General features: G+C 74.5%; 15 protein-coding genes. 8 read left to right on the top strand and 7 right to left on the bottom strand.

Annotated features, from left to right (window positions below):
* The first annotated feature begins 60 nt into the window (after window positions 1-60).
* From ACSMX9_RS05550 to ACSMX9_RS05535, 4 genes are all read left to right on the top strand, one after another.
* A complete protein-coding gene (locus ACSMX9_RS05550) occupies window positions 61-1,251 on the top strand; it encodes an ArsA-related P-loop ATPase (RefSeq protein WP_445400419.1) in 1,191 nt (396 codons plus the stop codon).
* Between the two features lie 67 nt (window positions 1,252-1,318).
* Window positions 1,319-1,822: a DUF5304 domain-containing protein gene (locus ACSMX9_RS05545; protein WP_351242447.1), complete on the top strand. Its 504-nt coding sequence runs from the start codon at window positions 1,319-1,321 to the stop codon at window positions 1,820-1,822.
* A gap of 54 nt (window positions 1,823-1,876) precedes the next feature.
* Window positions 1,877-2,818, top strand: coding sequence for an ROK family glucokinase (locus ACSMX9_RS05540; protein ID WP_445400417.1), 942 nt, complete (start codon window positions 1,877-1,879; stop codon window positions 2,816-2,818).
* A gap of 89 nt (window positions 2,819-2,907) precedes the next feature.
* Window positions 2,908-3,654: an endonuclease/exonuclease/phosphatase family protein gene (locus ACSMX9_RS05535; protein WP_445400415.1), complete on the top strand. Its 747-nt coding sequence runs from the start codon at window positions 2,908-2,910 to the stop codon at window positions 3,652-3,654.
* Window positions 3,655-3,718: 64 nt separating this feature from the next.
* Here the strand turns inward: ACSMX9_RS05535 and ACSMX9_RS05530 are convergent, their stop codons facing one another.
* The 5 genes from ACSMX9_RS05530 to ACSMX9_RS05510 all read right to left on the bottom strand — a co-directional run bounded on the left by ACSMX9_RS05530 (window position 3,719) and on the right by ACSMX9_RS05510 (window position 6,387).
* Window positions 3,719-4,153, bottom strand: coding sequence for an SHOCT-like domain-containing protein (locus ACSMX9_RS05530; protein WP_445400414.1), 435 nt, complete (start codon window positions 4,151-4,153; stop codon window positions 3,719-3,721).
* A 17-nt stretch (window positions 4,154-4,170) separates the two neighbouring features.
* Complete coding sequence (locus ACSMX9_RS05525; protein ID WP_445400412.1) at window positions 4,171-4,431, bottom strand: hypothetical protein; 261 nt, start codon at window positions 4,429-4,431, stop codon at window positions 4,171-4,173.
* Complete coding sequence (locus ACSMX9_RS05520; protein ID WP_351242455.1) at window positions 4,428-4,790, bottom strand: DUF2089 domain-containing protein; 363 nt, start codon at window positions 4,788-4,790, stop codon at window positions 4,428-4,430. Before ACSMX9_RS05520 ends, ACSMX9_RS05525 begins: the two co-directional genes overlap by 4 nt.
* Window positions 4,791-5,018: 228 nt before the next feature.
* A complete protein-coding gene (locus ACSMX9_RS05515; protein WP_445400410.1) occupies window positions 5,019-5,615 on the bottom strand; it encodes a hypothetical protein in 597 nt (198 codons plus the stop codon).
* The gene (locus tag ACSMX9_RS05510; RefSeq protein ID WP_445400408.1) at window positions 5,608-6,387 is read right to left on the bottom strand and encodes an alpha/beta hydrolase; all 780 of its coding nucleotides are present in this window, start codon (window positions 6,385-6,387) and stop codon (window positions 5,608-5,610) included. Before ACSMX9_RS05510 ends, ACSMX9_RS05515 begins: the two co-directional genes overlap by 8 nt.
* A 179-nt stretch (window positions 6,388-6,566) precedes the next feature.
* Between ACSMX9_RS05510 and ACSMX9_RS05505 the strand changes: the two genes are divergently transcribed.
* From ACSMX9_RS05505 to ACSMX9_RS05490, 4 genes are all read left to right on the top strand, one after another.
* The gene (locus ACSMX9_RS05505) at window positions 6,567-7,316 is read left to right on the top strand and encodes a lysophospholipid acyltransferase family protein (RefSeq protein ID WP_445400406.1); all 750 of its coding nucleotides are present in this window, start codon (window positions 6,567-6,569) and stop codon (window positions 7,314-7,316) included.
* A 147-nt stretch (window positions 7,317-7,463) separates the two neighbouring features.
* Complete coding sequence (macS, locus tag ACSMX9_RS05500) at window positions 7,464-8,678, top strand: MacS family sensor histidine kinase (RefSeq protein WP_445400404.1); 1,215 nt, start codon at window positions 7,464-7,466, stop codon at window positions 8,676-8,678.
* A complete protein-coding gene (locus tag ACSMX9_RS05495; protein ID WP_445400402.1) occupies window positions 8,675-9,343 on the top strand; it encodes a response regulator in 669 nt (222 codons plus the stop codon). The genes macS and ACSMX9_RS05495 overlap by 4 nt, the downstream gene beginning before the upstream one ends.
* A 293-nt stretch (window positions 9,344-9,636) precedes the next feature.
* Window positions 9,637-10,641, top strand: coding sequence for a 2-hydroxyacid dehydrogenase (locus ACSMX9_RS05490; RefSeq protein ID WP_445400400.1), 1,005 nt, complete (start codon window positions 9,637-9,639; stop codon window positions 10,639-10,641).
* On the opposite strand, the gene ACSMX9_RS05485 is transcribed toward ACSMX9_RS05490, so the two are convergent.
* Together ACSMX9_RS05485 and ACSMX9_RS05480 are read right to left on the bottom strand one after the other, a co-directional pair.
* Window positions 10,584-12,521: an anthranilate synthase family protein gene (locus tag ACSMX9_RS05485; protein ID WP_445400398.1), complete on the bottom strand. Its 1,938-nt coding sequence runs from the start codon at window positions 12,519-12,521 to the stop codon at window positions 10,584-10,586. The genes ACSMX9_RS05490 and ACSMX9_RS05485 overlap by 58 nt on opposite strands.
* A gap of 118 nt (window positions 12,522-12,639) precedes the next feature.
* The gene (locus ACSMX9_RS05480; RefSeq protein ID WP_351242575.1) at window positions 12,640-12,696 is read right to left on the bottom strand and encodes a trp operon leader peptide; all 57 of its coding nucleotides are present in this window, start codon (window positions 12,694-12,696) and stop codon (window positions 12,640-12,642) included.
* Window positions 12,697-12,763: the final 67 nt, after the last annotated feature.

Raw genomic sequence — 12,763 nt, 5'->3', positions numbered from 1 at the left:
CCGCCCCGCGACCGCCGGCCGCCCGCACGACCGCCCCCGCACGGGTACTAGCGTGCGGACATGCGAACGATCCTCGTCACGGGCCCCGGCGGAGCGGGCCGCAGCACCGCCGCCGCGGCCACCGCACTGACCGCCGCCCGCGCCGGCCACCGGACCCTGGTCCTGTCGGCCGACCCCGCGGACGGCCTCGGCGCCGCCCTCGCCACCCCCACCGGCCCGGACCCGGTGCGGATCGCGGGCCCGGACGCGCCCCTCACCGCTTGGCGCCCCGCCGCTGCGCCCTTCGGCGCCGACCTGCTGCGCCTCCAGGAGTGGGCCGCCCCCGCCCTCGACCTCGCCGGCGCCGCCCGCCTGGAGGCCGAGGAGCTCACCCCGCTGCCCGGCGCCGAGGAGGCCGCCGTCTTCCGCGCCCTGCGGGAGAGCGCCCAGGTCGCCGACACGGACGTGGTGGTGGTCGACCTGCCGCCGCTCGACCGGGCCCTGTCCCTGCTGGCCCTGCCCCCGCAACTGCGCCGCTACCTGCGCCGGTTGCTGCCCGCCGAACGCCGCGCGGCCAGCGGGCTGCGCCCCGTCCTCGGCCGGCTCGCCGGCATACCGCTGCCCACCGAGGGCCTCTACGAGACCGTCGACCGCTGGGACCGCGAACTCGCCGCCGTCGAGGCCGTCGTGGCGGCCCCCACCACCACCGTCCGGCTGGTCGCCGAACCCGGCCCCGCCGCCATCACCGCCCTGGCCACCGCCACCACCGGCTTCGCCCTGCACGCCCTGCGGGTCGACGCCCTGCTCGCCAGCCGCACCCTGCCCCGGTCCCTCGACGGGGACGCGGCCGGCACCTGGCTCGCCGGGCCCCTCGCCCAGCAGCGCGCCGCGCTCGACGACTGGACCGCCCGGCCCGCGGCCCCCGTGCACGAGCTGCCGCACCTGGGGCGCGAGCCCCGCGGCCTCGACGACCTCGCCGCACTCGGCGTGCCCCTCGACGCCGCCCCGCCCCGGCCCGTCCACTGGCCGGTCGAGGACCGGCTGGCCGCCGACGGCGTCCTGGTGTGGACGATCCCGCTGCCCGGGGCGGTCCGCGGGGAACTCGACCTGCTGCGCCGCGGCGACGAACTGGTCCTCACCGTGGGACGGTTCCGCAGGATCGTGCCGCTGCCCTCCGCGCTGCGCCGCTGCACGGTCACCGGGGCCGGACTGAGCGAGGGGGCGCTGCGGGTGCGCTGCACCCCCGACCCCGCCCTGTGGCCCAGGAAGTGAAACGCCCGCCGCCGTTCGGGTACCGTCGAAGGGGCGAGCCACCTTCTCCCGCAGGAGTCACCCCGACATGAGCGAAGCCGAGCGCCCCGCACCCGGTCCCGACGGCCCCGCCGGGGGCCCGGACGCCCCCGACGACGACGCCTGGTCCACCGCCTGCGCCGAGGACCTGGCCGCCGAGCGGGACCGCCGGCGCGCCCGGTACGGCCCGCAGACCGGCTCCGCCGCCGAGGAGCTGCGCAAGCTGGTCGACGCGGTCGCCGACAAGCTCTCCGACCTTCCCGGCCCGCTGCTCGGACCGGCCGCCTCGGGGGTCGTGCGGCAGGCGGTGAAGCAGGCCCGCGAGGCCGTGGAACCGGTGATCGAACGCAATCCGGACGTCTTCGACCACCTCGCCGCGGCGGGCGGCGAACTGCTCGCCGCCTACCGCTCGGCGGTCTCGGCCCAGGAGACCCGCTGGACCCGGGGCGACGCCCCCTCCCCGAGCACCCCGCCCGAGGCCGAAGACCCCCGTGACCAGCAGGACCCCCCGGACGAGGGCCCCGCCCGGGGCGGCCGGATCGACCTCGACTGACTCCTGCCCTCGGGTACGGTGGCCCGTGCGGGGCACGACCGAGCTGAGGAACATATGGGACTGACCATCGGGGTCGACATCGGCGGGACGAAGATCGCGGCCGGAGTGGTCGACGAAGAGGGCACGATCCTGGAGACGCACACCGTGCCCACGCCGTCCACCCCCGGCGGCATCGTCGAGTCGATCTGCACCGCGGTCGCCGGCGCCGCAGAGGGCCACGACATCGAGGCGGTCGGCATCGGCGCCGCCGGCTACGTCGACGACAAACGGGCCACCGTCCTCTTCGCCCCCAACATCGACTGGCGCCACGAGCCGCTGAAGGACAAGGTCGAGCAGCGCGCCGGACTGCCCGTGGTGGTGGAGAACGACGCCAACGCCGCCGCCTGGGGCGAGTACCGCTTCGGCGCCGGCCGCGGCCACGAGGACGTCGTCTGCGTCACCCTGGGCACCGGCATCGGCGGCGGCGTCATCATCGGCAACGAGCTGCGCCGCGGACGCTTCGGCGTCGCCGCGGAGTTCGGCCACGTCCGGGTGGTCCCCGACGGGCTGCTGTGCGGATGCGGCAGCCAGGGCTGCTGGGAGCAGTACGCCAGTGGGCGGGCCCTGGTGCGCTACGCCCGGCAGCGGGCCCGGGCCACCCCCGAGAACGCCGGGGTGCTGCTGGGCCTCGGGGACGGCACCCCGGACGGGATCGAGGGCAAGCACGTCAGCGACGCGGCCCGCGCCGACGACCCGGTGGCCGTCGACTCCTTCCGCGAGTTGGCCCGTTGGGTCGGCGCCGGACTCGCCGACCTGGCCTCCCTGCTCGACCCCTCCGCCTTCATCGTCGGCGGCGGCGTCTCGGACGAGGGGGAACTCGTCCTCGACCCCATCCGCCGCTCCTTCCGCCGCCGGCTGGTCGGCTCGCACTGGCGCCCGCACGCCGAGGTGCTGGCCGCCCAGCTGGGCAACCGGGCCGGCCTGGTGGGCGCCGCCGACCTGGCCCGACAGGGCTGACGGCCGCCCGGCACCCGGGGCGCACGACGTCAGCCGTGCGCCCCGGGTGTCGGTGTCGACCGACCGGCCGGGCCGCGTACGTTGGGGGCATGGACGTCAACTCGGTTGCGGAAGAAGACGGTTCCGCCACGGTGCGGGTGCTCAGCTACAACGTGCGGTCGATGCGCGACGACACCGCGGCACTGGCCCGGGTCATCCGGGCCGGTGCGCCGGACGTGGTCCTCCTCCAGGAGGCCCCCCGCTTCTTCCGCTGGCGCAAGAAGCTGGCCCGGCTCGCCGCGGGCAGCGGCCTGTACGTGCTGTCCGGCGGGGCCACCGCCGCCGGTCCCGCGCTGCTGTGCTCGCTGCGGGCCACCGTGGAGCGCACCGAGGACGTCCTGTTGCCGCTCACCCCGGGGCTGCACCGTCGCGGCTTCGCCACCGCCGTGCTCCGCTTCGGCGGGGTCCGGGTCGGGTTCCTCAGCTGCCACCTCTCGCTCCGGGACGACGAGCGGCTGGCCCAGTCCGGACTGCTGCTCGACCGGGTCGCCGCCTTCGACACCCCCTACGCCGTGGCGGGCGGCGACATCAACGAACGGCCGGACGGCCCCGCCTTCCGGCGCCTCGCCGGGGCCCTCCAGGACGGTTGGGCCACCGCGCCGCGGGGGAGTGAGCACACCTCCCCGGCCAGGGGCCCCCGCCAGCGGATCGACGCCGTCTTCGTGACCCCCGGCGTCGAGGTGCTGGGGTGCGGCGTCCCCGAGGACCTCCCGGGCGTCACCGCCGGCGACCTCCGGGCCGCCACGGACCACCTGCCGGTCCTGGCCACCCTCAGGTTCCCCGCAACGCGCCGGTAGCCCCGGCGCGTTGACCTCGGCCCCGCCCGGTCAGCCGGCCGGACGGGGCCCGCCGCGGACGGCGTCACTCGCAGAACACGTGCACCTCGGCCTCGGAGTCGTCGATGTTGACGGTGAGGTCGGCGAGGTGGTCGATGAGATCCTCCAGGTCCTGCGGCTTGAGCTGGGCGAGGTCGATCGGCACCCCCGACCTGCTCAACTCCGCATTGACCTTGGCGAGCGCCTGCGGGGGCAGCAGGCTGGCGATCCGGACACCGGCGCGCAGCAGTTGGAGCGGGATGCGGATGTTGATCCGGCTCGCCCCTTCGCCGTCGCCCTCGTCCGTCGCGTTCACCACCACGCGCAGGTGCGTGGGCCGCGACGGGGAGCGGGGCGCCGTCTTCGACGGCGGTTCGGTCCGCTCCCGGTCGAGCGCGTCGATCAGCCGTTCGGCCTCCTCCGCGGTGACCCTGCCCTCGGCCAACAGGTCCAGGACTCGCCGGCGTTGCTCGTTCCCCATGGTCGTTCCCCTCCGATTCACCTGATGTCCAGACGGACGGCCGTCCGGCCCCACTCCAGCTCGCACAGCGTGCCGGGCAACGCCCACAGCACCCCGCCCACCGCGCGCAGCGCGCCCAGCGGGGGGATCCGGGTGGCGAGGCAGGCGACCACCCCGGCCAGGGCCACCAGCAGCACCAACGGCGACAGCACCAGCAGGACCGGCAGGACGGGGACGTACAGCCGGCGTCGCCGCCCGTCCGGCCGGTGCAGGCGCACCGTCACCGACCGCGGGATCACCGCGGCCGTTCCAGCTCGGCCAGCGCCTCCTCGGCGCTGATCTCCCCCCGCCGCAGTCGCTCGATGACGTCCGCGTCCGTGGGCGCCGGATCGGTGTCGACGAAGTCGAGCTGCCCGGCGATCCGCTTCAGCCGGGACTTGACCGTGGGGTAGCTCACCCCGAAGATCCGCTCCATCTCCTTGATCGACCCGTGTGCGCGGACGAACGCCGCGACGAACACCTGGTCGTCGACGTCGAGTCGAGCCAGCTGCGGCGGCTCGAACCGCCCTTCGATCGCGATGTCGCCGTCCGCGAGGCGGACCCGTTCCACCACGAACGGCTGTCCGCGGGTCAGGTTCGTCAGTTCCTGCCAGTCCACGGTCGGCACCTTCCGTCTGCAACCTTGCCTACATTTATTTGTAGATTGATTTTCTTGAGCCAGCAACCCTTATTGATGAATTTTCTCAAGGTTCATGGAGTCGTGGTGGCTCCCGATGGCGATCGGCCGGACACATGCGCAGAGCCCCCGGCGGGCGGACGGGATCACACGATCTCCGTCGCCCACCGGGGGCTCTTCCCCGGCCGCGGGGCACGCGGCCGGACGGGGCTACACCACCGCCCCACGCCCGGGGTCGTCGTCCTCCTCGCCGTCCTCGTGCATCCGTGCGACCAGGGTGGCGAAACCGCCGAGGAAACCGCCGATCGCGAGGGTCGCCAACCACCAGGTCATGTCCCAGCCCAGCAGCACGGCCAACAACAGCAGCACCGGGCCGCCGAGCATGCCGAGCCAGGCGAACTTCGCGGTGGGGTCCGCCTCCGGCAGCGGCGGGGGCTCCGGCGGGACGAAGTGCCCCTCGTCCCCGTCGTCGAAGTCGTCCTCGGACGCCTCCTCGGGGGTGTAGTCGCGCGGCCCGACCCCGGGGGCGAAGGCCACGGAACCGCCCAGCGGCTTGTCCTGCGCCGGGTTGGCGAAGCCGCCCCGCGCCGGGCGGTCGTCGAGGTCGTTGGGCTCCGCCTCCAACAGGGCCAGATCCTCCACCGACTTGAACGGCTTCGCCCCTGGCGGGTCCGGCGGCTCCTCGCCGTACCCGGCGACGATCGCTTCCCAGGCCGCCGACTCGTCCCAGGGCGCCGCCCCGTCCGGCTGTTCCGCCGCGGAGCGGTCCTCGGGCTCACGGCCCTCGTCACGGTCGTGCTCAGCCACCGGTGGTCGTCCCTTCCTCGTCGGCGCGGGATGCGAGCCGGCCGATGAACGCATGGCTCTCCGCGAAGATCCGGTCCGCATCGTTGTCCAACGTCGCGACGTGGTAGCTGTGTTCCAGCAGGATCTCGGCGACGTCGGTCGAGGACACCCGCCCCAGCACGCGCAGTGAGTCCGCCGGCGGCACCACGTGGTCCTCCGGGCTGTGCAGCACCAGCAGCGGCTGGGTCACCTGCGGCAGTTCCCCGTCCACCGTCCGGAAGAACCGGCGCACCGAGTGCGCCGCGTGCAGCGGCACCCGGTCGTAGCCGACCTCGGTCACGCCCTCCTTGGCGATGTCCCCGGCCAGCCCCCGGGTCGAGGGCGCCAGGTGCCGCACCAGCGGCAGCGCCTTCGCCGTCGCGCCGTGCACCGCGATCGCCGGGTTGACCACCACGACCCCGCTGATCGCCTCCCCGTGTCTGGCCGCGAGGCGCAGGGCCAGCGCCCCGCCCATGGACAGCCCGCACACGAACACCCGCGCGCACCGGTCCAGCAGGGCCAGCAGTTCCCGTTCCACCGCCGCGTACCAGTCCTGCCAACCGGTCGGCCGGAGGTCCTCCCAGCGGGTGCCGTGCCCCGGCAGCAGGGGCAGCGACACGGTCAGCCCCCGCTCGGCGAGGAACTCGGCCCAGGGTCGCAGGGCGTGCGGGGAACCGGTGAACCCGTGGCAGAGGAGCACACCGACGTCACCGCCCTCGTGGTGGAACGGCTCGGCGCCGGGGAGGACCGTCACGTTCGGTCTCCTGTTCGTGTGGAGGGGTGGGGGGCTCCGGACGGGCGGGCGCCGCGGAAACCGGCGGTCGGGCCGGAACATCTCACCGTACGCGACCGCCCTGACACCGACCAGGGCCGTCGGACCGGTTCCGGACGGGGCGGGTTATGGTCTCTCCGACAGAAACAGGAGGCATTCGGTTGATCTACGGCGCGATGAAGTTCTCCCTCGGAGGGCCGCTGAAGCTCGCCTTCAGGCCCTGGGTGGAGGGCATCGAGCACATCCCCGCCGAGGGTCCCGCCATCCTCGCGAGCAACCACCTCTCCTTCTCGGACTCCTTCTTCCTGCCGGCGGTCCTCGACCGCAAGGTCACCTTCATCGCCAAGGCCGAGTACTTCACCACCCCCGGCGTCAAGGGCCGGATGACCGCGGCCTTCTTCAAGGGCGTCGGCCAGCTCCCGGTGGACCGCTCCGGGGTGCGCGGCGCCGGCGAGGCCGCCATCCGCAGCGGCATCGAGGTGATCCGGCGGGGCGAACTGTTCGGCATCTACCCCGAGGGCACCCGCTCGCCCGACGGGCGCCTCTACCGCGGCAAGCCGGGCGGCCTCGCCCGGGTGGCGCTGGCCACCGGAGCGCCCGTGATCCCGGTGGCGATGATCGACACCGAGAAGATCCAGCCGCCCGGCAAGGTGGTGCCCAAGCTGATGCGGCCGGGCATCCGGATCGGCGCGCCCCTGGACTTCTCCCGCTACCAGGGCATGGACCACGACCGGTTCGTGCTGCGGGCGCTCACCGACGAGGTCATGTACGAGATCATGAAGCTCTCCGGCCAGGAGTACGTGGACATCTACGCGACCGCCGCCAAACGGCAGATCGCCGAGGCGGCGAAGGCCGAGAAGGCCGCCCGGCACACACCGCCCGCAGGCGCCGCGGGGCCCTCCGGCTCCTGAACCGGACGGCCCGCGGGAACCGAGGGCGGCCGGGGGGCCGTCAGCGCCAGCGACACCATCGAGTACCGGCCGCCGGCCGGCAGCACAACGGGAAGCCGGGGGGTAACGGTGGGCGGCGGGACGGCCAGACGCTGGCAGGTGACCCGGATGTCGGTCGAGCAGCCGCTGTGGCGGGCCCTCACCGGCTACCGGGTGCTCACCGCGCTGTACGCGGTCGGGGTGTTCGCGTCGATGCACGACTCCTACGCCCGCCCCCAGGTCGCCGTCGGCTACCACGTCGTCCTCGTCGGCTGGACCGCGGCCACCCTGGGCAAGGTCTCCGGGGCCGTCCGCTGCACCCGGGGGTTCCTCGCCGTCGACCTGACCCTCGCGCTCGCCGGCATCCTGCTCACCCCGCTCGCCGCCGGCCGGGAGCTGACCGTCGAGGCCGCACCGACCCTGCCGTCGATATGGACCGCCGGCGCCGTCCTCGCCTTCGCGCTCAAGGGTGGCTGGCGCTGGGCGGCGGTGGCCTCGGCGCTGGTCGGCATCGCCAACATCGTCCAGCGGGGCGGGTTCAGCCGGGACACCGTCCACAACGTGCTGCTGGTGTGGGTGGCCTCCATCGCCATCGGCTACGTGGTCGAGGTCGCCCGGGCCTCCGAGGCCACCCTCGCCCGGGCCCTGGAGATCGAGGCCACCACCCGCGAGCGCGAGCGGCTGGCCCGGGACATCCACGACGGCGTCCTCCAGGTCCTCGCGATGGTCCAGCGCCGGGGCACCGCCCTCGGCGGCGAGGCCGCCGAACTGGGACGGATGGCCGGGGAACAGGAGAGCGCGCTGCGCACCCTGGTCACCGGGGGGCTGGTGCAGCCCTCGCGGGCCTCGGGCGACGCCGCCGACGGGGCGTTCGTGCGGGCCGTCGGCGAGCCCGGTGTCCCCGGTGACGCCGGAGGGGAGGACCCGCGGGACCCCTGCGACCTGCGTCCCCTCCTCGGCGGCCACGCAGGTGCCCGGGTCACCCTGTCCGAACCGGGGGCCCCGGTGCTGCTGCCGCCGACCGCGGCCCGGGAACTCGCGGCGGCGGTCGGGGCCGCGATGGACAACGTGCGCCGGCACGCGGGCGAGGACGCCCGGGCGTGGATCCTGGTGGAGGACGAACCGGACGAGGTGGTCGTGACGGTCCGCGACGACGGCCCCGGCATCCCCGCGGGCCGACTCGAACGGGCCGAGGGGGAGGGCCGCCTCGGGGTGGCCCAGTCGATCCGGGGCCGGCTGCGGGACCTCGGCGGCACCGCCGAACTGATCTCCGTACCGGGCCAGGGCACGGAAGTGGAACTGAGGGTGCCGCGGAACGGCACCCGGGGGAGGGCGACGACATGACGGAGCACACGGCGATCAGGGTCATGGTGGTGGACGACCACCCGATGTGGCGGGACGCGGTCGCGCGGGACCTCGCGGCGGCCGGCTTCACCGTGGTGGCCACCGCGGGCGACGGCGAACAGGCGGTGCACCGCGCCCGGGCCACCAGGCCCGACGTGGTGGTCCTCGACCTCAACCTGCCCGTGAAGCCGGGCGTCCAGGTCTGCAAGGAGGTCGTCGCGGCCGACCCCGCGCTCCGGGTCCTGGTGCTGTCCGCGAGCGGGGAGCACGCCGACGTCCTCGAAGCCGTGAAGTCGGGAGCCACCGGCTACCTGGTGAAGTCGGCCTCCACCGAGGAACTCGTCGAGGCGGTCCGCCGCACCGCCGCCGGGGACGCGGTGTTCACGCCGGGTCTCGCCGGGCTGGTCCTCGGCGAGTACCGCCGCCTCGCCTCCGAACCGGCGCCCGGCTCCGGTGACCGGCCGGGCGCGCCCCGGCTCACCGAGCGGGAGACGGAGGTGCTGCGGCTGGTCGCCAAGGGCCTCAGCTACAAGCAGATCGCCGAACGGCTGGTCATCTCGCACCGCACCGTCCAGAACCACGTGCAGAACACCCTGGGCAAGCTCCAGCTCCACAACCGGGTGGAGCTGGTCCGGTACGCCATAGAGCGCGGACTGGACGACTGACGGTCACCTGGCCGGCCGGCCCGGCAGTGCCGAGGCCGCGGCGAGCGCCGTCGACCGGGCCTCCGGCAGGGCCGTGCGGCGGTCCTCCCAGGCTCGGAGCCGGTGTACCGACCCCGGCGAGCAGGGCACCGAGCCCGGCCACCGGAGCGTTTCCGGTCAGATGTCCATATGGGCTCTCGGTGGGAGTCATCGGCCGGTGGGGGACGACCCGCCGCGCCCCGACCCTCCGCCGGCCGGCGCCCCGTACGCTTTCGCCCACCGCTACCGACCGTCCACCGCCCCGGAGGGACCCCGTGGAGATCCTGGCCTTCGGCGTACAGGCCGACGAGAAGCCCCTGATCGAGGCCGCCTTCACGGCCCCGCACCAGGCGCGGTGCCTGGACGTCTTCCTCAACGAGGACACCGCCCCGATCGCCGCCGGCTACGAGGTCGTCTCCAGCAGCGTCAACGCCGACCTCGGGCCTCGGGTCCTCCAGACCCTCGCCGCCGGCGGCACCCAGATGATCGCCCAGCGCTCCACCGGCTTCAACAACATCGACCTCCAGGTCGCGGAACGCCTCGGCATGACCGTGGCCCGGGTCACCTCCTACTCCCCGTACTCGGTGGCCGAGTTCGCGTGGACGCTGGCGATGGCGGTCAACCGCCGCATCGTCCGGGCCAGCAACCGCACCCGGGACTTCGACTTCCGCCTCGACGGACTGATGGGCCGGGACCTGCACGGCCGGACCGTCGGGGTGATCGGCACCGGCAAGATCGGCGAGGCGTTCGCCCGGATCGCCCACGGCTTCGGGATGCGGCTGCTGGGCTGGGACGTGGTGGAGAACCCGCGGTGCACCGCCCTCGGCATGGCGTACGTCGACAAGGACCGGCTGCTCGCCGAGGCCGACCTGGTCAGCCTGCACGTCCCGCTGCTGCCGGCCACCCACCACCTGATCGACGCGGCGGCCCTGGCGGCGATGAAGGACGACGCGATCCTGGTCAACTCCAGCCGCGGCGGACTCATCGACACCAAGGCCCTGGTGGAGGAGTTGCGCGCGGGCCGGTTCACCGGCGTCGGCCTGGACGTGTACGAGGCGGAGGCCGGACTGTTCTTCCTCGACAAGTCGCTGGAAGGCGTACCCGACGACGTGCTCGCCCGCCTCGTCACGTTCCCCCACGTGGTGGTGACCTCCCACCAGGCGTACTACACCACCGACGCGGTCACCCAGATCGTGGAGACCACCGCCGCCAACGTGCTCGACTACCTCGCCGGCCGCCGCAGCGAGAACGTCCTGGTCCCGGCGTCCCCGAGCAGCTGACCGACCAGCTCCCGCACGATCGCCGCACCGCGCAGCGTGAGCACCGACTCCGGGTGGAACTGGACGCCCGCGAAGCCGGGCCCGCGCAGTGCGTGCACCTCGCCGCGGGCGTCCCGGCTGACCTCCACCCCGTGCGCGGCCAGCTCCCGGGCCGCGTCCTCGTCGCAGTGCGCCACGAAGCTGTTGTAGAAGCCGACCGTCTCGGTCCGGCCGAACAGGTCGACCTCGGTCTGCGCCCCCTGGTACGGGACCTCCTTGCGGACGATGCCGAGCCCCAGCTCCACGGCGATCAGCTCGTGCCCCAGGCACACGCCCAGCACCCCGTACGGGTGGGAGCGGATCAGCTCGGCGCCCAGGGCGCGCAGCAGCCGCATCTTGGGATCGGTCGGGTCCGAGGGGTCGCCCGGCCCCGGGCCCAGCACCACCGGCCCCGGGTGGTCGAGGACCGCCGCGCGCAGCCCCGGCTCGTCGTAGCGGCGCACGGTCACCGTCAGCCCCGAGGACCGCAGCAGGTGGCCCAGCATGGCCGTGAAGGTGTCCTCCCCGTCCACCACCAGTGCGTGCCCCGTCAGCGCCTCGGAGCGCTCCTGCATCCGCAGCCAGAACGGGGCGAGGCCCGCCCGCCGCGAAGCCAGCGCCTCCTGCACCCGGGGGTCGTCGGCCAGCGGGGTCCGCGGCGCACCGGACGCCTCCCGGCCGCTCCGCACCCCCAGGGCGGTGAGCACCCCGGCCGCCTTGGCATGGGTTTCGGCCACTTCGCCGTGCGGGTCCGAGCCGCGCACCAGCGTCGCCCCGACCGGCACCTTCAGCGTGCCGTCCGCGGCGATGTCCGCGGTCCGGATCAGGATCGGCGAGTCCAGCGTCTGGGCGCCGCCCGCGTCCCGCCCGACCAGGGCGAGCGCCCCCGCGTAGTAGCCCCGGCCGGAGCCGTCCGGGCCGGCCGGCTCGTACCGCTCGATCACCCGGCAGGCGTTCTGCACCGGCGAGCCGGTGACCGTGGCGGCGAACATCGTCTCCCGGAGCACCTCGCGGACCCCGAGCGAGGACCGGCCGCGCAACTCGTACTCGGTGTGCGCGAGGTGGGACATCTCGCGCAGCCGCGGCCCCACCACCACCCCGCCCCGGTCCCCGACCGTGCACATCATCTTCAGTTCCTCGTCCACCACCATCGAGAGCTCCTCGACCTCCTTGCCGTCGGCGAGGAAGTCCAGCAGCCCCTCCGCGGTGGGACCGCCCACCGGGTACCGGTAGGTGCCGCTGATGGGGTTCATCACCACCGTGCCGCCGCTCATCCGCACGTGCACCTCCGGGCTGGCCCCGACCAGCGTGCGGTCCCCGGTGTGCACCACGTAGGTCCAGTACGCGCCCTCCTCGCCGACCAGCAGCCGGTGGAACAGGGCCAGGGCGTGCCCCCGGCCGAAGTCCTCGATCCGGCCGGTGTAGGTGCGCCGGATGACGAAGTTGGCGCCCGCGCCCCGGCCGATCTCCTCCCGCAGCACCCGTTCCACGACGGCCGCGTACTGCGCGTCGGACACGTCGAAGCCGCCGTCCGTCACCCGCACCGCCGGCGCGCCGGCCGAGGCCAGCGCCGCCAGCACCTCGGACAGGGGCAGCTCGTGGGACTCCTCGGGGACCAGGACGGCGAGCGGGGTGCCGTCGTCGCGGACGTCGAAGCCGCGCTCGCGGATCTGCCGGAACGGGACCAGGGCCAACCCGTCCGGGATGTCGGCGAGCCGTTCGTGGTGGGAGACGGGGCCGATCAGCACCTCGACGGTGGCGTGGTCACGGCCGGGGGTGCGCCGGCGCAGCAGTGCGAACGGCGGGCCCTCCGGGTCGAGCAGCCGGTTCAGGATCCCGGGGGCGGCGGGGCGGTCGGTCATGGGGAGGTTCCTTCCCTGCGGACGCCGGGCGGGCCCGGCGGTCGGGTGGAGGAACGGCCCCGGAAACGCCGGAAGGCCGCCCCTCGGGCGGCCTTCGCGTGGTCTCGGGTACGCGCAGTCAGTGGGCCGCCGGATGAGCGGTCCACCACCAGTGACGGGTCGAGTGCGCGAACATGCCCGGCACCCTACCCGATGCCCGGCCCGGCGGGCGTCCGAGCCCGCACGGGAGACGCCCCGACCGG

It is taken from the genome of Streptomyces sp. LE64, from assembly GCF_052606915.1.
This window is presented reverse-complemented; position numbering and strand designations above follow the sequence as displayed.

What these genes read in the sequence shown, in the direction of transcription:
- ACSMX9_RS05550 (WP_445400419.1), top strand. Translation starts at nt 61, where the DNA reads ATGCGAACGATCCTCGTCACGGGCCCCGGCGGAGCGGGCCGCAGCACC.
- ACSMX9_RS05495 (WP_445400402.1), top strand. Translation starts at nt 8,675, where the DNA reads ATGACGGAGCACACGGCGATCAGGGTCATGGTGGTGGACGACCACCCG.
- ACSMX9_RS05540 (WP_445400417.1), top strand. Translation starts at nt 1,877, where the DNA reads ATGGGACTGACCATCGGGGTCGACATCGGCGGGACGAAGATCGCGGCC.
- ACSMX9_RS05545 (WP_351242447.1), top strand. Translation starts at nt 1,319, where the DNA reads ATGAGCGAAGCCGAGCGCCCCGCACCCGGTCCCGACGGCCCCGCCGGG.
- ACSMX9_RS05535 (WP_445400415.1), top strand. Translation starts at nt 2,908, where the DNA reads ATGGACGTCAACTCGGTTGCGGAAGAAGACGGTTCCGCCACGGTGCGG.
- macS (WP_445400404.1), top strand. Translation starts at nt 7,464, where the DNA reads ATGTCGGTCGAGCAGCCGCTGTGGCGGGCCCTCACCGGCTACCGGGTG.
- ACSMX9_RS05530 (WP_445400414.1), bottom strand. Translation starts at nt 4,153, where the DNA reads ATGGGGAACGAGCAACGCCGGCGAGTCCTGGACCTGTTGGCCGAGGGC.
- ACSMX9_RS05485 (WP_445400398.1), bottom strand. Translation starts at nt 12,521, where the DNA reads ATGACCGACCGCCCCGCCGCCCCCGGGATCCTGAACCGGCTGCTCGAC.